A 22,964-nucleotide genomic window follows, 5' to 3' on the forward strand; every position below is an offset into this window, starting at 1 on the left:
TCATAATCAGAATTTTATTAATTTTTTCATTTTTATTAAAAAGCAAAAACCATGCCAGCATTTTGGCATGGTTTTTTCGCCTATTTTGATATTCGCCGTTTATTTACTGAACAATAAACTTGACATTTGTTTAAATTTTAAACGACGGCAAAACCTTTAAAATTCTTTTAACTTCTTCCAAAGAGTGGTACGACTTATACCAAGTTTTTGAGCCAAAAGAGTCCTGTTTCCATTCATTTTTGCATCAAGCTTTCTAATGATTTCTAACTCCATTTCTTCCAATGTTCCCTCCCGAACTGTAATTGTGTCACCTTGCCAGCAGTTAACCTCTGACCTGTCAGGCTGTTGAAAGGTTTCCTTAAAATAGCACTCCAATTCCTTAGAGGCCTGGTTATTTTGTTCCAGAATAACATAACGCTCGATGATGTTCTCCAATTCCCTCACATTTCCCGGCCAAGAATAACTTAACATCAATTCCTTTAAATATGAAGGGATTGATGTTACTTTTTTATCAAATTTCCTATTAAATTTATTTAAAAAGTGGTTAATCAATACCGGGATGTCCTCTTTTCTTTCCCTCAGCGGCGGAATTTTCAAATTAAGGACGTTCAGACGGAAATATAAATCCGATCGGAATTCTCCATTTTGAACCGCCCGGTTTAAATCTTCGTTTGCCGCTGAGATAACCCGCACATCGACGGGGATAATCCGATCTCCGCCAACCCGCCTAACTTCCTTTTCCTGCAATACTCTTAGAAGCCTAGCCTGCAAGTTCAACGATATCTTTCCTATTTCATCAAGAAATATAGTTCCACCATGAGCCAACTCAAACAACCCCGGCTTACCGCCTTTTCTTGCCCCGGTAAAAGCCCCTTCTTCATAACCAAAAAGTTCACTTTCCAAAAGGTTTTCCGGCAAGGCTGCACAATTTATAGCAACAAAAGGCCCCTTCCGTCTGTCACTGATAGCATGCATACTATGGGCAAATAGTTCTTTACCAGTACCGCTCTCACCAATAATCAATACAGTAGAGTCAGTCCGACCGAACTGTTTGGCCCGTTCAATTGTTTTTTCCATGATACTACTGCAGTAAACAATATCGTCAAAATTAAACCTGGAGATCAGACCTTTATTGTAGAGTTCTTTCCTGATGCGTTGTTCCAGCCTCTGCACCCTGGTAACATCCTGAAAAGTAATAACCATGCCAATATTCTGCCCTTCTACCATAATTGGCACCCGGTTAAAGACAATCTGGGCATCACCAAGACGCAGCACCTTCTCCGTTTCTTCTGTACCGTCCATTAAAAGAGGGGCCGGCAAAAGTGTTGATACAAGAGTATCTGCCGACCGGCTTAACACTTTTTCCCTGGGCAATCCCAGGATTTTTTCCGCTGCTGGATTAAAGACCGTTATCTCTCTTTCCTGATTCAATGCTACTATTCCATCAAAAGCATGATCAATAATAGTCTTAAGCCACTGTGTCTGTTCGAGGTCCTTTTGGCGCAACTCGATTATTTCCAAAGCCCTTTGGAAAGCACGGACTACGGCCCGTCGACTTGTATAAACCAAGACACCATGCATGCCAGCCTTTTGTGCTAACTGTACCCCTGTGTTACCTCCGCCTACTACTACCTCTACTCCTGATTTCTTGGCAGCAATAATTTGTTCCTGTAGTTCCTTTATATTACTGTAGATAAATTGCCGGATCGGGCAGCCTATTATTTCTTCCATACCAGCCAGAAAGTCCGATTCAAGCCGCGCGTGGTCATATGTGAAAAAACCAATATGGTGACTCACCTTTCTTGCTTTCCAAAAAGCCTGTAAAATATCAAAATCGGTAGCATCTGCATTGATCACCGGGATACTAAAATTCTTTTTTAGTGTTTCGGCCGTACCCCCCCGGCTGATAATGACTTCTATCTTATGCTGGTTAAGGACTTCCTGGAGTTTTTGCACAGCTTCTTCCAAAACCGCTTCTACAACAATAGCAGGCGTAGCCATCTCTTCCGAGACTCGTCTGAAAAGGGTGGTAAGCTCCGGATAAGACGAAGTCACTGCAATCTTAGGCTTCATCAAATCCCCCCCTCGAACCATTTGTTTTACACAACAGTTTTTCCTCAATTAGAGTGTATGCTGCCGGGATAAGTAGAGGGGTAAGGATAGTAGAGGTTAGCAAGCCGCCCACCAGCACAATCCCCATCGATGAACGCATCTCCGCTCCTTCGGCTACAGCCAGGGCCGTAGGCAGCATACCGAAAATCATGGTCATAGAGGTCATAAAAATGGGACGCAAGCGGGTTGTACCCGCTTCCAGCAGAGCTTCCCGTAAAGAAAGCCCCCGGGCCCGCAGCGTATTGGTGTAGTCGATTAAAAGAGTACCGTTTTTTGCCGCCAGCCCATCCAGCATGATTAGGCCAATAAGTGAGAGGATATTCAAGGAATTGCCGGTTATAGCCAGTGCCGCCAGAGCGCCAATTAGCCCCGCCGGCAATGATAACATACGAATGAAAGGAGTAAGATAGGATTCATAAAGCACCACCAGAATCATGTATACAAACATTATGGACAACAATAACGCCTGAATCAGATCCTGGAAGGATTCTTCCATATCCTTCTGTTCTCCATAAAAACTGATGTGGTAACCTGGCGGCAGAACTAACTGGTCCAGCTGCCGCTGGATATCTCCAGTTACATCCCCCAGTTTTCTCCCCTGATAGTTGGCCGAAACGGTAATCAAGCGCTGACGGTCCTTATGGTAAATTACCGGGGGTGCCGTCCTTTCCTGCAAATCAGCTACCTGTGCCAGGGTGACCAGATCTCCTGTCAAAGTCTGAACTTTAATAGCAGCCAGCTGTTCCCTATCCTGCACCTGCTCCCGGCGGGCCTGTAAACGGACATCGGTTTCCTTGCCCTGCTGGCGCAAAACCCCGGCTATCTGGCCATCTACTGCTGTGCGCAGGGTCGTCCCGGCTTCATAGGCTGTTACCCCCAGCAGAGCCGCCCGTTCCCGCTGTAAAATCAGCTGCCATTCTGGCTTACCTTCCTTTTTCCAGCTGCTCATCACATCCACGGTTCCCGGAGTCTGGCGCACAATCCTTTCCACCTGGCTGGCCAGTTTCTCCAGGGTCTGAAAGTCCGGGCCTGTCACTTCGATTTGAATGGGCAATCCTCCCCGGCCCCCTACTATTCCCGGATCACTGACTACCAGTTTTATCCCAGGAAAATCCGGAGCCCAGGTGCGAACTTCGTCCATAATTTCCCAGACGGTGCGCTGGCGTTCTTTTTTGTCCACTAGCAGCACGTCTACACTGCCTAAGTTTACAGCAGAGCTGATACCGTATTTTTGGCCGGTATTTCGACCAATGGTAGCCAGATAGCTTTTCAGTTCCGGCAGTTGCCTGACCCTGGCCTCCAGTTTTTTGACAGCAGCATCAGTGGCTCGCAGGGAGGCCCCTTCCGGCAATTCCAGAGTGATGGTAAAACGATTCTGATCTGTCCGGGCAATAAACTCTGTTCCAATAAAGCCAAGTGGAATCAGGGCTACTGCCCCACCTACCAGCAATAACACCACCAGGATGGTAAGGCCCCGGTGGTCAAGGGTCCAGAGCAAGGCCCGGCGATAAGCAACCACAACCCAGGCTCCCAGCCGCTCCAGATAGCGCCAGAAACTGCCCTGGGCTTCTTTACCGCCACTGGCAAAGAGCCTGCTGGCCAGCGCAGGCGTCAGAGTAAAGGATACCAGCAAGGAAAAGAGAGTAGCAAAGACTACTGTTAAACCAAACTCCCGGAAAAACTGCCCTACCATGCCTTTCATAAAAGCCATGGGACCAAAGACAACCACATCTGATAAAGTGATAGCTACTGCCGCCAGGCCAATTTCCATCCTGCCATCCAGAGCTGCCTGAAACCCGGATTTTCTCTGTTTCAAATGGCGATGAATGTTTTCCAGAACTACAATTGAATCATCGACCAGAATCCCCACTGAAAGGGATAGACCCATCAGAGAGAGCAGGTTTAGACTGAATCCGGCCCATTTCATAGCCATAAAGGTGGAAATGATTGAAACAGGAATGGCCAGCAGAGCGATTAGCAGTGAACGCCATTCGCGCAGGAAAAAGAACAGCACCAACCCGGTCATCAATACTCCTTCTACCAGGTTCCGCTGGGTATCTTTTAAAGAGGCATTGGTAAAGGTGGAATCATCTTTGACAACTGAGAGTTTAACCCCTGGTGGCAAGAGGCGCTCCAAATCCTGCAGGCGGCTGGTTACCTGTTCAGCAGTAGCCACCAGATTGGCGCTGCTTTGCTTCTGGATAATCAGGGCCACAGCCTCCTGTCCGTTCAGGCGGCTATAATCCCGGTTTTCCTTGTTGGCCATTTTCACCTCAGCCACTTTATCCAGAGTCAAACCCGGCAAAAGGGGTAAATGGCGGATATCATCAAGATCGGTAAATTGCCCCACCAGGCGGACACCATACTCCCTCTCCCCCTGGGCAATCTGTCCCGAAGGTACATTCAGATTTTCTGCTGCCAGTTTGCGGGCCAGCTGGTTTAAGGTCAGGCCATATTGTTCCAGTTTGAGCAAATCCACATTGATCTGCACTTCCTGTTTTTGCCCACCGACAATATCCACTTGAGCCACGCCCTGGATGTTCTGCAGCGCATCCTTGAGTTTTTCGTCGGCAAGACGATACAACTCATTGGCAGGAAAAGGGCCGGTCAGCGCCAGAGTCATAAAGGGCTGATTGTTAAAATCAAATTTTTTCACTACCGGTTTTTGCGCATCTTTAGGCAGTTTGTTGATTATCCCGTCAATGGCTTTCTGTGCATCCTGAGCGGCAGTATCAGCATTGGTACTCATGGTAAACTCCAGTACCGTCATGGCAATGCCTTCCCCGGCGGTGGAATTGATGCGCTTCAGCCCCGCCAGGGGAGCAACCGCTTCCCCAATAGGATCAACAATGGTTTGCTCGATTTCAGCAGCTCCCGCTCCCGGATAAATAGTCAGGATAGTAACATAGGGCAGATTGGCTACCGGAAACAGGTCCACTCCCAGCCCGCGGTAACCGATAATCCCCAGCACTGCCAGCAGGGCAAATAGGACAGACAGGGCCCTGGTTTTTTCCAGTGCCCAGCGGGTAATATTCATCTCTCTCCCCTCCCGGATGTTAGGCCAGTGGTTGTGGTTGCTCCCCTAACACACTATGCAGCATGGATAACAAAAAAGTTTCCCGGGCAATAGCGGCAAAAGCCAGACGAAGGTCCTCTACCTCTTGCCAGGGGGCCGTTGCCAGTTCAGGAATATGTTCCTTCAATTCGTAAATAATCCCGATACTGGCATGCTGAATTAAATAGGCGGTTTCATATTGAGCCTGAACCTCTGCTGCCCAGTGAACAGCTTCGTACAAATGTCTTTCCAGTTCCAGCAAACTGGCCACTGCCAGGTCTTTGAAAACCAGCTCTCCCCGGTTTAACAGGCGCGCTGCCAGGAATAAGTCCACTCCCAGTCCGGCGGCCTGTTTCAGCTGATCCAGTAACAGCATATTATATTGTTCTTGCCATTCCTGAACCAGTTCATTGGTCAAAAGCAACCGGGCAAAGGCGATTTGCACTTTTTCCTGTAATACGGGAAGCATAGAGTTAAAAAATTTCTCCCGTTCCTCCCGGTAAAGGCCGGGCCCCTCCTGAACATCGTGAACAATTTCCTGCAATGCTGAACTCAGATCAAAATGATTCATCAGCTTCTCCTCCCGCCCCTATTTTAGCACAGGGAAGGACGGTAGAAAAGCAAGACCCGGTACAAAAATACCGGGTCTTTCGACTAAAACCAATCTTCACCGATTTCCTGGGCCAATTCTTCTCGCAAAGGCATTAGAATCCGCTGCCATTCTTTTCTTTGTTCAGGAGTAAGCTCAATGATTTTAGTACCCTGCGCCCGACGTATTCTTTCCAGATCCTCCAGATTTTGTTTAAACGCTTCCTGTCGTTCCCAGATAGTGACTTCCTGCAAAGTATCCAGGAGCAGCTGTCTGATTTTTTGATCCAGAGCTTCCCACTGGCTCTTGTTAACAACTACGGCATAACCCACATAACCGTGATTACTCAAGGTTATATATTTCTGCAACTGGTAAAATTTTTTGGAATAAAGATTGGAAGGGGGATTTTCACTGCCTTCCACCTGTCCCTTCTCCAGGGCCGAGTAAACGTCACTGAAAGCCATAGCAACGGGATTGGCCCCCAGACGCCGGAATTGTTTTGCCAGCATGGGGCTGTTCATGATCCGGAAATTCAAATCCCGGAAATCGCTGACTTTTACCAGCGGCCGATTGGCTGCCATTACCTTGAAACCATTATCCCAGTAAGCTAGCACCAGCAGATTTCGGGCAAAGAGAGATTGTTTCAGTTTTTCACCTACCGGCCCATCCAGCAAACGGTGAACAGCATCGATATCTTCATAATAAAAAGGCAAGTCCAGCAATTGCCAGACCGGACTGAATTCCGTCAGTTTACTGGTGGCAGGAGCAATAATCTGGACATAACCCTTCTGCACAGCCGCCAGCTCCTCCCCATCCTTATACAAAGTGGAATTGGGGAAAACCTGGATTTCCACTCTGCCCCGGCTGCGCTCCTGCACCAGCTGGGCCCAGCGCCGGGCCGCCCGACCCTTGGGGGTATTATCCCCTACGACATGAGAAAATTTAAGAATAACTTTTTCCTGACTGCTTACCTGCTCAAAATCTCTGGCCGGAGTTTGACATCCTCCGGCCAGAAAAGCAAGCACTAATATTACCAGCAATAACTTGCGCATCCGGCCTCTCTCCTTTGTTATTGTAATTCGAGGCCAGCTGCCAAAATCCTTCTTAATCTGCCATCAACACTCGTGGAATATAGAGGGAAATATCGGGCCAAACCATAAGCAATATCATTACAGCAATCATCAATACGATAAAGGGCACAACCCCTTTGACCACTTCCTCCAGCCGTTCTCTGGCCATATTGCTGACCACGAAGAGGTTAAGACCCACCGGGGGAGTAATCATAGCCAGCTCCATGTTTACAGTCATAACAATGGCGAACTGAATTAGGTCAATTCCAAGATGTTCAATCATAGGTAGCAGGATAGGCAAAGTAATGAGAGTAATGGATACCGCTTCCAGGAAGGTGCCCATGATAAAGAACATCAAGTTCGTAACCAGGAAGAAAGTGAATTTATTCAGATTGGCAGTTTTGATCCAGTCACCCACCAGATTAGGCACCTGGGCATCGGTAATATATAAGCTGAAGACCATCGCCGCAGCAATTACCAGATAAATCATGGAAATAGTATTGGTTGCGTCCCGTAATGCCGGGCGGATGTCTTTCCAGCTTAGTTCACGATAGACAAACACCGAAACGATAATGGTATAAAAGACTGATAATACCGCTGCCTCAGTAGGCGTAACAATACCGGAGTAGATGCTGCCCAGAATAAATACCGGCAAAAACGCCCCGGGCAATGCTTTGAAAGTAGCCCGCCATCTTTCCGCCATCGTAGCCTTTTCGCCACGGCCAAAACCATTCTTTTTAGCATAAAAGATAGCACTGATAATCAGGACCAGGGCCATGAACAGGCCTGGTAACAGACCGCCCATGAACAGCTTGCCGATGGACTCTTCCACAGTGATCCCGTAGATGATCAATGTCACACTGGGAGGAATGAGAATACCCAGGGTACCGGAAGCGGCAATCAGACCCATGGCATAGCGTTTGGGATAACCGCCTTCAATCATAGCCGGCAACATCAGGGAGCCGATGGCTGCCGCAGTTGCAGGGGAAGAGCCGGAAATAGCGGCGAAAATGGCACAGGCCAGAATGGTAACTACCGAGAGACCGCCGGGCAGATGGCCGATCCAGGCCCTCAATGCAGCAATTAAATATTTGGCAATACCGCCGCGGGACATTAGCACCCCTGCCATCACGAAAGCGGGAATGGCAATCAGGGGCGGTGCCAGCAAAGCGGAGAACATCCGCTGTACAATCATATACAACGAAAACTTGCCACCCAGGAAAAGGATAATACTGGCCGCTGTACCAAGACTGACGGCAATGGGCACATTCAAAAGAAAGAGGATAATAAACAGACTAAATAGCAGAATGGTAGTTGTCATTACTGTCATGGCCCCTGCCTCCTTCCTCAGCCGCTGCCCAATCCCGGCCGCCATTTTTGAAAACATCGTGAATTTTGTCCAGATAACGAATAGCCAGCATGATACCGCTGAGCGGCAGGACCAGGGAGACAATCCAGAGGGGAGTCTGACTATCCGCAGAGCCCTGGCCCAGCAGTTTATAAGTCATTACCAGTTTGGTGCCAAACACGGTTATAGCCCCGGCAAAAGCCAGCCCCACCAGATGTGCGAAAATGGTGACCACTCGCTTTACCCCTAATGGCAAAAGACGGTACAGCATATCCACCTTAATATGATGATCATCCCGCAGGGCCACAGCAAAACCGATCATTGCCCCCCAGACAATCAGATAAACCGAATATTCATCTAAAATGGATTCCGGTTTACCGGTTACATAACGCAAAACGACATTGACCATAACCAGGGTCAGACCCAAGAAGATTAATCCACCGGACAGATAATCCTCTATTGCTTCATACAAGGCAATGAATCTCTTCATAAACTTTTCCATCAGCCTCGCCTCCCTTCTCCGGAAAAAAGGGCACACCCTGCGGATGTGCCCCTGCAAGACAAATTATTGAGCATTCCGGGCGGCATCCATGATTTCCTTGCCGATTTTGCTTTCATATTCCCTGTAGACAGGTTCCATTGCTTTCACAAATTCTGCCCGGTCGGCTTCAGTCAGTTCATAAATTTCCACTTTACCGCTCTGTTTGATTTTTTCGAAACTTTCCTTATTCTGTTTATCGGAGAGCTCAGTGGCCAGTTTTGTTGCTTCATCCATGGCTTCTTTAACCTTAGAACGCAGATCTTCGGGAATGCTGTCCCAGAAGGACTTATTAACCAGCACCACATAATCTATGCGACCATGGCCAGAGACAGTCAGATACTTCTGAACTTCAATGTATTTCTGGGTATCAATATTATTGAAGGTATTTTCCTGACCATCCACAGTACCATTCTGCAGAGCCGGATAAACTTCACCGAAGGGAATGGTCTGGGAACCAGCCCCCAGGGCTTTAAACTGGGCATCCAGCACCCCGCCGGATTGGGTCCGGAACTTCAGCCCCTTGAAGTCTTCCGGTCGCTTCAGAGGACGCTTGGAGTTGGTAAAATGCTTGGCACCATTGGGCCACCAGGCCAAACCGAGAATGCCTTTGTCTTCCAGACTGGTCAGCAATTTTTGTCCTACCGGTCCATTGTAGAAGTTTAAGGCAGCCTGATCGTTCTTGAAGATAAAAGGCATATCAACAATCTGGTATGCCGGATTTAAACCCACCAGTTTGGTTGCAGAAGGAGCGATCATTTGCACATTGTTGGCCACCAGGGCTTCCAGCTCTTCCTTGTCACCATAGAGCTGGGAAGAAGGATATACTTCTACCTTGACTTTGCCGCCGGTTTTCTGTTCCACCAGCTCCTTGAATTTGAGAGCAGCCTGCCCTTTGGGAGTGGTTTCCTTTACCACATGGGAAAATTTGATAACAATGGGCTCATCCTTTTTCTGTTCCCCCTGGCTGCTCTTTTCACCCCCGGAGCCACAGCCGGCCAGACCGAAAGCCAGTAGACCTGAGAGGGCAAGCGCAGCAGCCTTACGCCAGAAATTTTTCATCCCTGTTACCTCCTTGTAAATTTTTTGATAATTTTTAATTTTACTTGTATTCTATCTAATATGTCTTTAAATGAGAACCTTTTGTTCATATTGATTATTTTGTTCATTTTGGTCAAAAAAAGGAGTTCACCGCAAAAAATAGCGGTGAACCGGTCTGCCCACTGAACCATATTGAATCTCTTTTTGTATCAATTCCTCTTTCTCCAAATATTCCAGGTAGCGTCTTGCAGTCACCCGGGCCACCCCCACCAGTTCCGCTACCTCTTCAGCCGTCAGAGGAATGGCTTTTTGTCTGAGACAGGTAAGCACTTGTTCCAGGGTAAATAAGTTCAAGCCTTTCGGCAGCTCAGTATGCTTGAGCTTTTCCTGAACAATCACCGGCACTGCCAGCTGATCGATATCCTTCTGGTCCACCTGCTCCTTGCTGATCAGCTGTTTGCGTCGCTCCAGATAGGTTTCCAGGGCCTGTTTCAGCCGCTCAAATTTAAAAGGCTTAATTAAATAATCCACTACCCCGAAGCGCAACATCTGCTGAACTGTCTCACTATCCTGGGCCGCGGTAATGGCTATGACGTCCACCGGTAAGGCTGCACTGCGGATCTGCTGAATTACCTGGATACCATTCGTATCCGGCAGATAGATATCCAGAATCACCAGGTCGGGGTGCAGGTACCGGATTTCCTCCACTGCCCTGCTCCCCTGCCGCAATGCCCCTATCACCTGAAAGCCGGGAATCATATTGATAAAGCTCTGGTTCACCTCTACCACCATGGGGTCATCTTCAATCAGCAATACGCGCAGAGGTTGCACCATCCATTACCCCCTCATAACTGAATTTAACCAGAAAAAGGGTTCCCTGCTGGGGCCGTGAGCGCAAAATAATTTTACCTCCGGCGTTTTCCGCCTGCTGTTTGATTAAATACAGGCCCAGCCCTCTCCCCTCTGGCCGTTTGGTAGAATACCCCAGCTGAAAATAGCGGTCAAAATCCACATCAACCAGACCCGGGCCCCCATCGGCCACCCAGAGTATCAATTCCTTTTGATCCTGTTTGATCCCGCATTTCACCCAGCGCTTTTCCTGCTGGCAGGGTAATACTGCTTCCATAGCGTTTTCCAGCAGGTTCCCCATAATCAGCACGATGTCACTGGCAGTCAAATTGGCTGGCAGGGTCTTTAACTCTGATTTTCGGTCCAGTTCAAACCGGATATTCAGTTCCTTGGCCCGACCCATTTTGCCCAGCAACAGCCCGGCAATAGCCGGATCTTTGACCTGTCGCGTAAGAAAAGCTGTGATTTCCTGTTGCTGTTCCGTAATGCGGAAGATATAATCCAGCGCCTCCTGATAACGATGAAGCTGGATTAACCCGGCGATGGTATGGAGCTTATTCAGGTTTTCGTGGTTCTGCACCCGCAGGGCCTCGACAAACTTTTTCACCCCGGTTAATTCTTCCGCCAGCCGCCTTACTTCCGACTTATCCCGAAACACCGCTACCGCCCCGATGATTTTCTCCCGCCAGCGGATGGGCAAGCGATTGGAAACAATGATCTTGCGGTTAAATACCAGTTCCTGATTGAATTGACTGCTGCCGGTGCTGATCACTTCCGGCAGTGCGGTATTGGGGATAACCTCATTTATTGGACGTCCCAGCAATTCTTCCTCTGCTATGCCCAGAATTTGTCGGGCCGCAGGATTAATCAAGGTAATGCGATTTTCCCGGTCGATAGCGATAATTCCTTCATTAATAGCCGCCAGGATCGCCTCCCTTTCTTCCATCAAAGCGGCGATTTCCTCCGGTTCCAGGCCAAAAATGGCCTGCTTGACATGAGCAGCCAGATAAAAAGCACCAATAGCACCAGCGAACAGGGCGAGGATCATCGTCAGATATATACTGCTTTTCCACTCCAGCAGCACTTCCCCCAGGGAAGGGGTCAAAATCCCCACCACTACTACTCCCACCTGGGCAATGCCCCGTTCATCCTTAATCGGGACAAAGGCACGCACAGCTTCCCCGTTGACTCCCACTGCCAGAGAAGTATATTCATTATCGGCAAAGGCCGGTCCCTCATCTCCACCGGCAAAAATCGTGCCGATCCGATTGGCCACCGGATGGGATAAGCGCTTTTTGTTCATATCCAGTACCACAATATAATCTACATTGGTAGCCAGCCGAATCCGTTCCACATAAGGCTGAATAATTTTTTCTGCCCCCGGACGCCCGACATTTTGCTGAATCAAAGGAGATTGGGCCACGGTGCGGCCAATGGCCAGGGCCCGCCGCCCCAGTTCAGAACGAAAATCCTGAACTGATTGCCAGCTCACTACCACCGCCACAATGGTTACCGAAAACATGACGATCAGAAAAGCCAGCAGGGTCATTTTGGTCCGCAAGCGTATAGTCATTCCGGAAAACCTCCCTCATCCCCGCTGCTGCTATACTTCGACATTTTTAACAGCTTCCCTGCCCGAACAAGCGAAAATGTGATAAAAGTCATTGCTATTTCCAAACAGATTAGTTAAAATGGTATTTGTTATAAAAAGTACAATCCGCAGAAGGGAGAGGAAGAAATTGTCACAGCAATTCTGGCGTCGCCTGAGTCAGGCCTTTTTTGTTCTTGCCAGCCTCTGGATCGGCTATCAATTCTATCAGTTTTATCTCTACCTGGAAGGGACTGGGCCTGCTGCCAGCCGTCCCCCCGGAGTAGAAGGCTATCTGCCCATTGCCGCCCTGGTGGGGCTAAAATACTGGCTAACTACTGGTAACTGGGACCCGGTTCACCCTGCCGGCCTGACTTTGCTCCTCTTTTTCCTGGCTATTTCCTGGCTGTTACATAAAGCCTTTTGCAGTTGGATTTGCCCGATCGGCAGTTTATTCGAGAGCGTGAGCTGGCTGGGTCGGAAACTGGGCCTGCCCGGCCATAAACAGCCCTGGCCCCGCCGTCACCTGGTATTGAAAATCCTGGACTGGTTGTTGCGCAGTATCAAGTATATCTTGATGATCTTTTTCCTGTATTACATTCTCCTGGGCATGAGTGGTGAAGAACTGGCCGCCTATCTGCAAACACCCTATATGGCTCTGGCTGATGTAGCCATGTTGCAGTTTTTCCTCAGCCCGGGTACCGTTTTTTTGACGGTGGTAGGTATCTTTCTGCTGGGCAGCCTGTTCGGCACCAATCTCTGGTGTCGCTATCTCTGCCCCTATGGCGCCCTCATGGGACTTATGGGCAGCCTGGGCCTGAGCCGGATCCAGCGGGATAGCAATAGCTGCATTAACTGTCAGGCCTGTAACCGGGCCTGCCCCAACTGGCTGCCAGTGGCTGAATCCCGGCGGGTACACAGCCCCGATTGCCATCTCTGTCTGCAGTGTGTCAGCGCCTGCCCGGTTCCAGGCACCTTAAAGCCCGGTTTCTGGTCCCGCTTTACCGGCAAGGAGGCAATGACTGTCGCAGTACTGGTTCTAGGACTGTTCCTGCTGGTTTACGTTGTAGCCCGGTTGACCGGCCACTGGGATAATGGCCTCTCCATCGATTTTTACCGGCAAATGCGGGCCTTTTATACCGGCCACCCCTGATCAGTTTCCAGCACCGGTATAGCGCCTGATGCCCCGATTCCAGATCAGCACCCCGATTAGGAAAACTACCAGGCCGACCAGCGGAGTTAAAATCCCGCCGGTCAGGCCTTCTTTTTTGCCCAGCAGCAAGGCTGCCGGAAAATAGCCGGTAAAGGCAAAGGGCAATATAAAGGTGAGGATGAAACGGACAATTCCCCGATATACAGTGACAGGATAACGGCCATAAACCGAGATATTATACATAGTGGGCATCAGGGCGATATTGCCTTCAAACCAGAAGGCCAGACTGGCCAGTGCTATGAAGATGCCACCATAGACCAACGTTCCTCCTGTAACCGTCAAAATCAGCACGGGAAAATGCCACCAGCTCCAGTCCAGCCCAGCGGTTTTGGCACCATAAAGCAAAACGAGAAAGCCGCTGACCAGGCTGAGGGCTGATTCCAGTTCAATCTGTTCCAGCATTACCTGAAACAGGGAAGGGGCTGGACGAACCAGGACCCGGTCCAGTTCCCCCTGAAGAATATAGCGACGGGGAACTTCAAAGAAATTGCTGAAAAAAACATTGAACAGAGCATAGGGTAAGAGAAAAAAACCATAGAGAAACAGCATTTCCCCTTCATTCCAACCATTGAGCCTGGGAATCTGGCGAAAAATGACCAGAATCAGCACCAGACTCATAATCTGACTCATAAGATCAGCGAAAAACTGGGCAAAAAAATCTCCCCGGTATGCCAGCAGTTTCTTCAGGTACTGTTTGCTGTATCCGCTAAAAAGCCGCCAGTAATGCATGTTATCCCCCCTGTATCATTAGCCCTTTCAGAGCCCGCTGCCAGAGCAGCCGGGAAATGAAAGCCAGCACCAGAAACCAGAGGACCTGTTCCGCCAGGACCTGCCAGCCTGCAGCCGGACTGATTTTCCCCAGCCAGATCAAGGTGGGCAAATAACTGATAGAACGAAAGGGCAAAAAATCGATGATTTGCTGGGCCCAGGCAGGATAAAAGCTGATCGGAACTAACAGTCCGGAGAGCAAATCCACCAGCACTCGCTTCATCCGCTGAATGCCCGTATTATTATAGGTATAAAAAGTCAGGTAACCGGTAAGCAAATTGAGCTGGGCATTGACCAGAAAACTGCCTAAAGCCGCTAACAAAAACATCCCCCAGGCTGTCAGACTGGACGGTAATTTAAAGGGATAAAAGAGATACATCACTAAGCCGCTAGGAAGAGTAAAGACCAGAAGACGAAAAAGGGCTTCTCCCAGAGCCCGGGCCAGCTTGACCGCCCCGTAATCATAAGGCCGCAACAATTCCAGCACAATCCGCCCTTCTCGCACTTCCAGGGCGATTTCCCTTTCCAGATTATTGAAATAAAAAGAGCGCACTACCCAGGCTACGATTACGTAACTTAGCATTTCCGAATGAGTAAAACCAGCCAGGGGCCGCCTGGCAGCATAGATAGCATCCCAGAGGAAAAAATAGCCACCAATCTGCACCAGGTAGTTGAGCACACCGGTCAGGTTGGAAACCCGGTAAGCCAGCTGTTTCATGAATTCCATGCGGATCAGAGTCAGATATATTCTCATAAGGCCAGGCCTCCCTGGCGATAAATATCGGCGACAATTTCCTCAATAGGTGTCTCCTCAATTTTGATATCCAGTACCGGTAACCGGTTCAGGATAGGCTGCAGGATAGCAGCTGTTGTCACCTCTTGTTCCACAAAAGAGCCATTCCAGATCCGCCCCTCATCCTGAGCCTGCCATCTCACCGGCAGGTGGCCGCAGATCTCCTGCCAGACAATTGGCGCCACCGGTTGTTCCAGTTCAATCCGCAACTGGCGCTCCCGGCCAAATTGCTGGCGCAGGTTGTCCAGATTACCATCATAAATTTTTCTGCCCTGGTCAATAATCACTACCCGCTGACAGAGAGCTTCGATATCCCCCAGGTCATGGGTAGTAAGAAAAATGGTCGTACCGTCTTCCCGGTTTACTTCCTGGAGAAAGCGCCGGATTTCATTTTTGGCTACCACATCCAGACCGATAGTAGGTTCATCCAGGAATATCAAGGGCGGACGGTGAATAAGGGCGGCTGCCAGCTCACTGCGCATGCGCTGACCCAGGCTCAATTTGCGTACCGGAGTATGCAGAAAAGATGATAGAGACAGGCGATCAGCAAAATCGGCAATCCGCTTCTCCAGCAAAGAATCAGGAACCCGGTAGAGCTGACCCAGCAAGCGCAGCGACTCAATCACCGCCAGATCCCACCAGAGCTGGCTGCGCTGGCCAAACACCACCCCGATCTGCCGTACATACCTTTCCCTCTCCTGGTAGGGCGTAAACCCATTGACCAGAAGCCGCCCCGAGCTGGGTACCAGGACCCCGGTCAGCATTTTGATGGTGGTAGATTTACCGGCTCCATTAGCGCCGATAAAACCGATAATCTCCCCCCGCTTCACTTGCAGGTTCAGGTTATCCACAGCCCTGAGGATACGGTAGTCCCGCTGGAACAAATCCAGTACTGCTCCCCATAAACCCTCCCGGCGTTTAAACAAACGAAATTCTTTGGTTAAGTTCACAGTTTCGATGATATAGTCCATCTCCTTTTCTCCTCCTTCGCCTCCCTCATTATAACATAAAATTAGAGCCCCAGGCGTTAAGCCTGCGGCTCTAAATGAAATTGACTTACTGCTTCCTCCATTTCCCTGGTCATTTCCACCAGCTGCTCACTGGCGGTAGAAATTTCCGCAGTCAAACCCTGCAGTTGTTCACTAAGGGCTGACATCTCCTGGGCACTGGCGCTGTTTTCACCAGCCATTTCCGTAATTTTAACCATTACTGTTTCAATAGTCCTGGCCGCAGCACTAATTTCTTCTGCCTGAGCAGCCGATTCCTTAATGGCCCTGGTCAGCTCTTTGACAGCAGCAACAGCACCTTTACCAGCCTGATTAATGTTTTCCGATTCGCCAGCAATCCGTTCCACCTGATTAAACGTACTGTTCATTTGCTGAACTATGGTTTCCAGCGCCTGTCCGGTGCGCTCAGCCAGGCTGATGCCAGTTTCCACTTCTGACTCCCCTTGTACCATACCGTCAACCGCACGCTGGATGCCCGCCTGAATATCGTGGACCAGCTGGCTGATTTCCCGGGCCGCTCCTGCCGACTTTTCGGCCAGCTTTCTCACCTCATCAGCCACCACGGCAAAACCTTTGCCATGTTCGCCGGCCCGGGCTGCCTCAATAGCAGCATTTAAGGCTAGCAAATTAGTCTGTTCGGCAATGTCCACAATCACCTGGATTATCCCATCAATCTGATTGGAAGCAGCCCCCAGGCGTTTAACCTGTTCCGCAGCATAACTGACGGACTGGCGCACTTTGGCCATCCCGGCAACAGTTTCAGCCACTACTTGTCTGCTGTCACTGGCCACCTGCTGCGTCTGGGTGGCCTGATTAGCCAGCTCCTGGTTTTCTTCACTGATTTTACGAATCCCGGCAGCGGTAACAGCTACCATTTTTCTTACTTCTTCTGCCTGTTCACTTTGTTCTTCCAGCAAAGCCGCAATCTGGTTCACGCTTTCAACCAGATTCTCCACTGCACTCAGGGCCTGCTGGCTTTCTCCTACCTGGACATGGGCTTTCTGGTCAACAACCGTTATGGCAGCTGCCAGCTGACCATTGGCTTCCGCCCCATTCTCAGCCCCTGCTGCCATTTGCCGGGCAAAGTGGGTCAGATCAACGGCTTTCATTTTCATGCCTTCTACCAGAGTATACAAATGTTCTACCATTTGATTAAAGCTGCGCTCCAGCTGACCAAATTCATCCTTTCGGCCCAAATTCAATCTGGTATAAAGCTGTCCACTGGCTACCAGCTGCATTCCTGATTGCAGTTCTTTAATGGGCTTTAACAAATGGCGCTGTAAGACAAAACCCAATACCAGCGCACCTACTAGAGATAGAGCTCCTAAACCGATGGTCCGCCAGCGGAAAGCTGCAGCCAGCTGGTCATAATAGGCATTGGGCACACCCACATAAAGTATGCCGATAACTTTCCCTTCCGGGTTTTTGATCGGCTCGTAGATAGTCTGGTACATGCGGCCGACTACTTCTGCCTCACCAAGAAAGGTTTTCTGTTCTACCAGCACTTCCTGGCGAACTTTTTCAGAAACTTTTGTACCCACCGCCCGGCTGCCATCAGGCCTGCGAACATTAGTAGCTACCCGAACATCGCCCTGAAAGATGGTAACGGTATCGCCTGTTTTCTGGCCGATTAAATCCACAGCAGAATAATCATCATTGATCCGGTACTCGCCTTTGTAAAGCTGACCATCGCGAACCTGCCAGGGCCCGGGATATTTGTAATTCAGGATAATTTTACTCATTTCCAGGTCGCTTCGAAGTTTTTGTCTGGCAGCTGCCAGCAACTGGTCTTTGGCAGCTGCTGCAGTATAAAAAGCTAACAATAGCACTGCAAAAAAAGTTAATCCAACTAGTGCTGCATAAAGTTTTCTGGCATAACTCACTCCGCTTCCCCTTTCTTTTTGTTTTTTAGAATTATTTCTACATTTTATGATTAAATCCTGCACAATTTTTGTTTTTTTGACAAAATTTCAACAAAAAACAAGGGATGCCTGTTACAGCATCCCTTGTTTCCTCTCTATATATTTATCCCTTTTACTTACCTTCCCCTAGCTTTCTCCTTCTTTCCAGTTCCCGCAGCTCTACCCGGCGGATTTTGCCGCTGATGGTCTTGGGCAGTGAAGTGACGAACTCGATTTCCCGCGGATATTTATATGGTGCAGTTACATTTTTGACATGTTCCTGCAGCTCCTTGACCAGGGCATCTGACGGCTGATAACCAGGAGCCAGAATGACAAAGGCCTTGACGATTTCTCCCCGCAGTTCATCGGGGCTGGCCACTACCGCTGCTTCGGCCACAGCCGGATGTTCAACCAGAGCGGACTCCACCTCAAAGGGTCCAATCCGGTAACCAGCGGAGAGAATGACATCATCCGCCCGGCCCACAAACCAGAAATAGCCATCCTCATCTTTATAGGCCCGGTCACCGGTAATATACCAGTCGCCCCGCTCGGTGGCTCTGGTGCGTTCCGGGTCTTTCCAGTATTCTTTAAACAATCCCACCGGCCGTTCCGGTTTAATCCTGACAGCAATATCCCCTTCCTGACCGGGGGGCAGTTCATTGCCATCTTCATCGATAACGGAAATATAGAAACCGGGAGCCGGTTTGCCCATGGAACCGAACCGGGGTTCAATGCAGGGCCAGGTGGCTACCATGATCACCGATTCCGTCTGGCCATAGCCATCGCGAATTATGCAACCGGTTGCTTCTTTCCAGACCTCGATGACTTCCGGGTTAAGGGGTTCACCGGCGCCGACACAATGGCGCAGGTGGGGGAATTTATAAGACTTCAGGTCTTCCAGCACCATGACCCGGTAGGCGGTCGGCGGTCCACAGAGAGTGGTAATGGGGTAAGTGGCCAGAAGTTCCAAAGTTTTCTTGGGATCGAATTTCCCGGTGGAATGATGGATGAAAATGGCAGCACCGCAGTTCCAGGGCCCGAAGATAGAGCTCCAGGCTGCTTTAGCCCAGCCGGTATCGGAGAGGTTCCAGTGCAAATCTCCAGGCTTCAGATCCAGCCAGTATTTCCCGGTGACAATATGGCCAATGGGATAGCTGGCATGGGTATGCACAGTCATCTTGGGATAACCGGTGGTACCGGAGGTAAAGAAGATAATAGCCGGGTCATCCGAACGAGTGTTGGCAGTTTCAAATACAGTGGGCTCATTGGCAATCAATTCACCATAATCCAGCCAGCCCTCGGCCTTGCCGCCCACCATAATGCAATGCTTCAAGGTCGGGCATTCATTGCGGATAGCATCCACTTTGGGGGCATTTTCAGCATCAGTTATGATGGCTACCCCTTCGGAAGCTTCAAAACGGTATTTCAGGTCTTTGGGAGTCAACTGGCTCGTCCCGGGAATATAAACAGCCCCAATGCGCATAATTGCCAGAATGCTTTCCCACCATTCCGGCAGCCGGGGTAAGAGCAGGAACACCATGTCCCCTTGCTTGATGCCCAGCTTGCTGAGAGCATTGGCCAGCTGCTGGGACCGTTCGGAAAAGTACTTGAAGGTATACTTGGCTTCATTGCCGTAGTCATCCACCCACCACATGGCCAGTTTGTCCGGATCCTGGGCCCACTTGTCCACTACATCCCGGGCGAAGTTGAAATACTCCGGCACCTGATGCTTGAACTCAGCATAGACCTTATCATAGTCCTCCATATTGGGTTTGCGCAAATCTTCCATCCCTTCTCTACCCCCTTGTCTTCTTTGTATTTTCAGCATAAACAAAAATAGACCAGCCGACAACATCGGCTGGTAAAAAGTAGATTTTCTACCCTGAATGGTGATTTGTTGTCTGTGAACAGCCATTCAGGAAGTTATTGTACATTTACACTGGATTTGTAGACTCCGGCAGTACCGCTATTCTGGCAGTAGACAATATTATGCGGGTTTGTCCCTACTTTGCTCAAGGCAAAAGCTGGCCAGGGATGACCGCAATCCACCAGCTGGGTGGGACCGGTAGGAGCGGTAACTGTTCTGATATCCGAACCATAGATTTTACCGCTACTAGCAGACCAGACTACCAGCTGGTTGGTCACCAGTTCCGCCTTGCCGATAGCAAAAGCGGTAGGAGCAGCACCACCAGGATAGCTGTTTTTAATGACTGGATATTTGGCGCCGCCGCTGATGGCATAGAGCTGCAAATCATAGCCACTGCTACTGTATAAAACATAATTGGGACTGATATCATGCAAGCGCTTGGCTCCGGATACATCCGTCTTGGTAGAATTACTGATATTATGCAATTTGATGAAATTGGTACCACCATTTAAAGTCTCATAAGCCACATGCGTAGTAGTTATACGGGCACGGGCCAAATAGGCCGCACTGGAATCTATGGTTGTTTCTGCCCCATTGGGCAAGGTTTTCATGTAAATAATCGCCCGGGAGTAACTGATTCGGCCATCAGTCCCCACCGTCTCTGTCCATTCTGACCAAACCGCCTTGCCACCAGCTACATCAGGAAAGGCTTTTTTCGTAGTGAGCCGGGAGGGGACTAAATCTGTAATGGTTTTAGTGGTTAAATCCAGGCAGAAGATTTTACTCAGTCCATTGTAAATGGTTGTGAAAACCAGATAGTTGCCATCTAGCGCCACCTCAACAATTTCTCCCACATTGGCTTTGGTAACCAGTTTTTCCACCGAAGAGTCACTGAGTTTAATCCGGGCCAGATCGCCACCACCGTCAATAAAATAGGCATAAGTCCCATCTACCTGCAGGGTCATGGCCTCCGGCACAGCCTGCATGGGGATCGGTGAAAGCAAAGCTGAACTATTGAGATTGACGGCTGCATCCCCTGGCATTAGCAAGAATATCGAGGATAGTGCAAGTGCTAACAAGGTCAAGCCGGCAGCGGCTTTAACCATTTTTTTCATTCTCTGTCCCCCTTTGTGCAATATGTTACTATTCCTTTTCGCCACAAAATTACAGATTCCTGCAAATTACATTAAAAAAATAGAAGTTTGTTCATTTTTAGCGAACAAACTTCTACTACTATAAGTAAAATTAGCGTAATCCCGACTGTATGATGATTTCAGGCACCACTTCTTCCCAGGCCACCGCCATAATATGCACTCCTCTTACTCCCGGAATCTGGCGCAGTGCCTGAATTTGTTCCACCACAACCCGCACCGCTTCCTGTTTGGGATTTTCAGCCTGTTTCAAGCGCTGGATGAGCGCATCCGGCACAATCATGCCGGAAACATTTTTTTGCATGTATTCCGCCATGCGCACCGATTTAACCGGTGTTACTCCCGCCAGGATAAAAGCCTGTTCATGTAAACCCCGTTGCCGTACCAGTTGCATAAAGCGGTCAAAGCGCTCCAGGTCAAAAATACACTGGGTCTGGATAAAACGGGCACCGGCCCGGATTTTCTTTTCCAGTCTCAGTACCCGGTACTCAAAGGGATCGGCAAAGGGATTGGCAACAGCACCGACAAAAAACTGCGGCGGTTCGCCATGTAACGGTTCACCATTGAAGAATTTGCCCTCCCGCAGGCGTTGCAAACCGCGAATGAACTGGATGGAATCAATATCATAGACATTGGCCGCAGTGGGATGATTGCCAAAAGTCTGATGGTCACCGGACAGGCAAAGAACGTTTTTCAGCCCCAGGGACCAGGCCCCCAGCAAATCGGACTGCAGGGCAATGCGGTTCCGGTCCCTCACAGTCATCTGTACAACTCCTTCTACTCCGGCAGCCTGAACGTGAAAAGCCCCGGCAATGGATGAGAGACGGCAAATGGCAGTCTGGTTGTCAGTAACATTGAGGGCATCCACATAAGGAGCCAGCAGTTCAGCATGATGGCGGATAGTGCTGGCATCCGCTCCTTTCGGGGGCCCGACTTCTGCGGTAACCACGAACCTGCCAGTTTCCAGCAACTGTTGGAGACGGCTCATAGGCTCACCTCCTCCCGGATCAGCCGCCGTGGACCTCCATCCCGGGCCAGGCGCCAGTCCTTTTCCTCCTCTATTTCCAGTAACTGCTCCAGCCGGCCCAGGGCCGTCATACGGTCGATAATGAGCTGCCAGGCACAGGGATTGTCTTTAACTTCACAGCGGCCATTCTGACTGCCACCACAGGGACCATTGAGAATGCGTTTGGCACAGCGGGCGATGGGACATATGCCACCGGTGCGGTGGAGCAGACATTGCCCGCAAAGGCCGCAGCGTTCCTCCCAGTGGCCATGGGCCACCGCACCCCCGGCAAATTTAGTATCCACCCCGGGTATAACCCAGTGGTGGGGAAATTTTTCTGCCAGAAACTGTACTCCTACCCCACAGGCCAGGGAGATGATTACCTCCACATCCTGAGCCAGGTTTTCCAGTTCCTCCAGGTACTCCCACTCACACTGGCGAATGCAGGTATGTTCTTTTATCTTCAGCGAACGTCCCTCCCCCGCTGCCAGAATTTGCAGGGAGGTGGCCAGAATCCCTGCTTCCCGGGCCCCTCCGGCCAGACAGACAGTTACACACTCGGCACAGCCCACTATCAATACCTTTTCCACTCCTGCCAGTAGCTGATAAAGCTGGCGATAGGGTTTGGGTTCAGCGACAATCATCCCCAGCTACCTCCCTTCTATTGAGCGGATTGGGTCCTAAAGCGAGAATCCGCTCTGTCATTTCCTCCACAATCTCTTTGAAGCGAGGGCCCATAGAGCCGGAGAGATTGAACATTTCTAACCGTTCCCGGCCCAGTCCCAGTTCATCCAGGATTTTTTTCGCCGCTTCCACCCTTTTACGGGCTCGCAGGTTGCCTTTCAGAAAATGGCAATCTCCCTCCAGACAGCCGGCTACAAAAACCCCATCGGCTCCCTGCAGAAATGCCTCCAGGATTACCCGCACATCTACCCGGCCGGAACAGGGCTGTTCCACCAGCCTTACTGCAGGGGGATATTGCAGACGCATGGTACCTGCCAGGTCGGCGGCAGCATAAGCACAGTAATAGCAACAAAAGGCGATGATTTTGGGCTCAAAATCCTTCAT

Annotated in this window: 19 protein-coding genes; 1 reads left to right on the forward strand and 18 read right to left on the reverse strand. The window is 49.8% G+C overall.

Going from position 1 to position 22,964, the window contains the following annotated elements:
* Positions 1–156: 156 nt before the first annotated feature.
* The 9 genes from CTH_RS08695 to CTH_RS08735 all read right to left on the reverse strand — a co-directional run bounded on the left by CTH_RS08695 (position 157) and on the right by CTH_RS08735 (position 12,175).
* Positions 157–2,073: a sigma 54-interacting transcriptional regulator gene (locus tag CTH_RS08695; protein WP_159073845.1), complete on the reverse strand. Its 1,917-nt coding sequence runs from the start codon at positions 2,071–2,073 to the stop codon at positions 157–159.
* Positions 2,063–5,149: an efflux RND transporter permease subunit gene (locus CTH_RS08700; RefSeq protein WP_107753572.1), complete on the reverse strand. Its 3,087-nt coding sequence runs from the start codon at positions 5,147–5,149 to the stop codon at positions 2,063–2,065. The genes CTH_RS08695 and CTH_RS08700 overlap by 11 nt, the downstream gene beginning before the upstream one ends.
* 19 nt (positions 5,150–5,168) lie before the next feature.
* Positions 5,169–5,738 (reverse strand): hypothetical protein, encoded by a 570-nt coding sequence (locus CTH_RS08705; protein WP_078664901.1) that lies wholly within the window; start codon positions 5,736–5,738, stop codon positions 5,169–5,171.
* A gap of 83 nt (positions 5,739–5,821) precedes the next feature.
* Complete coding sequence (locus CTH_RS08710) at positions 5,822–6,808, reverse strand: DctP family TRAP transporter solute-binding subunit (protein ID WP_078664902.1); 987 nt, start codon at positions 6,806–6,808, stop codon at positions 5,822–5,824.
* 52 nt (positions 6,809–6,860) lie between these two features.
* Entirely contained in the window at positions 6,861–8,156 is a 1,296-nt protein-coding gene (locus CTH_RS08715; RefSeq protein ID WP_107753574.1) for a TRAP transporter large permease, read from the reverse strand.
* A complete protein-coding gene (locus tag CTH_RS08720) occupies positions 8,122–8,676 on the reverse strand; it encodes a TRAP transporter small permease (protein ID WP_242952035.1) in 555 nt (184 codons plus the stop codon). Before CTH_RS08720 ends, CTH_RS08715 begins: the two co-directional genes overlap by 35 nt.
* A gap of 63 nt (positions 8,677–8,739) precedes the next feature.
* Complete coding sequence (locus CTH_RS08725) at positions 8,740–9,774, reverse strand: TRAP transporter substrate-binding protein (RefSeq protein ID WP_078664904.1); 1,035 nt, start codon at positions 9,772–9,774, stop codon at positions 8,740–8,742.
* Between the two features lie 126 nt (positions 9,775–9,900).
* Complete coding sequence (locus tag CTH_RS08730) at positions 9,901–10,587, reverse strand: response regulator (RefSeq protein WP_318262664.1); 687 nt, start codon at positions 10,585–10,587, stop codon at positions 9,901–9,903.
* Entirely contained in the window at positions 10,556–12,175 is a 1,620-nt protein-coding gene (locus CTH_RS08735) for a PAS domain-containing protein (RefSeq protein WP_079906214.1), read from the reverse strand. The genes CTH_RS08730 and CTH_RS08735 overlap by 32 nt, the downstream gene beginning before the upstream one ends.
* 166 nt (positions 12,176–12,341) lie before the next feature.
* On the opposite strand from CTH_RS08735, the gene CTH_RS08740 reads away from it, so the two are divergent.
* Entirely contained in the window at positions 12,342–13,343 is a 1,002-nt protein-coding gene (locus CTH_RS08740; RefSeq protein ID WP_159071898.1) for a 4Fe-4S binding protein, read from the forward strand.
* Here the strand turns inward: CTH_RS08740 and CTH_RS08745 are convergent, their stop codons facing one another.
* From CTH_RS08745 to CTH_RS08785, 9 genes are all read right to left on the reverse strand, one after another.
* Positions 13,344–14,132, reverse strand: a complete 789-nt coding sequence (locus CTH_RS08745; protein ID WP_078664908.1) for an ABC transporter permease — start codon at positions 14,130–14,132, stop codon at positions 13,344–13,346. It abuts the gene before it with no gap.
* A gap of 1 nt (position 14,133) precedes the next feature.
* Positions 14,134–14,925, reverse strand: coding sequence for an ABC transporter permease (locus CTH_RS08750; RefSeq protein ID WP_078664909.1), 792 nt, complete (start codon positions 14,923–14,925; stop codon positions 14,134–14,136).
* Positions 14,922–15,935 carry an ABC transporter ATP-binding protein gene (locus CTH_RS08755; RefSeq protein WP_078664910.1) on the reverse strand — a complete coding sequence of 338 codons (1,014 nt, stop codon included), beginning with the start codon at positions 15,933–15,935 and terminating at the stop codon, positions 14,922–14,924. Before CTH_RS08755 ends, CTH_RS08750 begins: the two co-directional genes overlap by 4 nt.
* A 56-nt stretch (positions 15,936–15,991) precedes the next feature.
* On the reverse strand, positions 15,992–17,854 hold the full coding sequence (locus CTH_RS08760) for a methyl-accepting chemotaxis protein (protein ID WP_078664911.1): 1,863 nt from the start codon (positions 17,852–17,854) through the stop codon (positions 15,992–15,994).
* Between the two features lie 151 nt (positions 17,855–18,005).
* On the reverse strand, positions 18,006–19,661 hold the full coding sequence (locus CTH_RS08765) for an AMP-binding protein (RefSeq protein ID WP_078664912.1): 1,656 nt from the start codon (positions 19,659–19,661) through the stop codon (positions 18,006–18,008).
* A gap of 134 nt (positions 19,662–19,795) precedes the next feature.
* Positions 19,796–20,854, reverse strand: a complete 1,059-nt coding sequence (locus CTH_RS08770; RefSeq protein WP_078664913.1) for a TolB-like translocation protein — start codon at positions 20,852–20,854, stop codon at positions 19,796–19,798.
* 130 nt (positions 20,855–20,984) lie between these two features.
* A complete protein-coding gene (locus CTH_RS08775; protein WP_107753576.1) occupies positions 20,985–21,878 on the reverse strand; it encodes a methylenetetrahydrofolate reductase in 894 nt (297 codons plus the stop codon).
* A complete protein-coding gene (locus CTH_RS08780; RefSeq protein ID WP_078664915.1) occupies positions 21,875–22,540 on the reverse strand; it encodes a methylenetetrahydrofolate reductase C-terminal domain-containing protein in 666 nt (221 codons plus the stop codon). The genes CTH_RS08775 and CTH_RS08780 overlap by 4 nt, the downstream gene beginning before the upstream one ends.
* Positions 22,527–22,964 (reverse strand): hydrogenase iron-sulfur subunit, encoded by a 438-nt coding sequence (locus CTH_RS08785; RefSeq protein WP_078664916.1) that lies wholly within the window; start codon positions 22,962–22,964, stop codon positions 22,527–22,529. The genes CTH_RS08780 and CTH_RS08785 overlap by 14 nt, the downstream gene beginning before the upstream one ends.

This window comes from Carboxydocella thermautotrophica, assembly GCA_003054495.1.
Taxonomy (GTDB): domain Bacteria; phylum Bacillota.